This is a genomic window from Litchfieldella rifensis (assembly GCF_042646605.1).
Taxonomy (GTDB): domain Bacteria; phylum Pseudomonadota; class Gammaproteobacteria; order Pseudomonadales; family Halomonadaceae; genus Litchfieldella; species Litchfieldella rifensis.
In genome coordinates this window covers 1-836 of record NZ_JBHRUG010000046.1, presented here as the reverse complement: position 1 = coordinate 836, position 836 = coordinate 1, and the positions used below count along the sequence as shown (strand labels likewise).

Annotated in this window: 1 pseudogene; it reads left to right on the top strand. The window is 70.9% G+C overall.

Annotated elements, in window-relative coordinates:
- A pseudogene (locus tag ACFOEV_RS19570) lies at nt 1–836 on the top strand (transketolase); the annotation flags it as partial.

The window sequence follows — 836 nt, the reverse complement described above, 5'->3', positions numbered from 1 at the left end:
GCCGACGAGGTCGCCGCGGCGCGCGAACAGCTCGACTGGCCGCATGCGCCCTTCCATGTGCCGGAGGCCATCTACCAGGGCTGGGACGCGCGCGAGCGCGGCACCCAGCTCGAGAGCGACTGGCAGGCGCGCTTCGACCGCTACGCCGAGACCTACCCGGCCGAGGCCAAGGAGCTGCAGCGCCGCCTCAAGGGCGAGTTGCCGGTGGCGCTCAAGAGCCAGGCATTGATCGAGCAGGCCCAGGCGAACGGCGAGAGCGTCGCCTCGCGCAAGGCCTCGCTGGCGTGCCTCAACGCGCTCGGCCCGCACCTGCCCGAGCTGCTCGGCGGCAGCGCCGACCTGGCGCCGTCCAACCTGACCTTCTGGCAGGGCGCCAAGGCGATCGGCCCCGGCTCTTCAAACAACCCCGCTGATGGCTCTCCGGACGGCAACTACCTGCACTACGGGGTACGCGAGTTCGGCATGGGCGCGATCATGAACGGCATCAGCGCCCACGGCGGCTTCATTCCCTATGGCGCCACCTTCCTGACCTTCATGGAGTACATGCACAACGCGGTGCGCATGGCGGCGCTGATGAACCGCCAGGTGATTTACGTGTTCACCCACGACTCCATCGGCCTCGGCGAGGACGGCCCCACCCACCAGCCGATCGAGCAGCTGGGGGCGCTGCGCAGTACGCCCAACCTGTCGACCTGGCGCCCCGCCGACGCGGTGGAAACCGCCGCCGCCTGGGGGGCCGCGCTCAAGCGCCATGGCGCGCCCACCGCGCTGGTCTTGTCGCGCCAGACCCTGCCGCACCAGCCGCGCACCCAGCGGCAGCTGGCCGAGATCGAGCG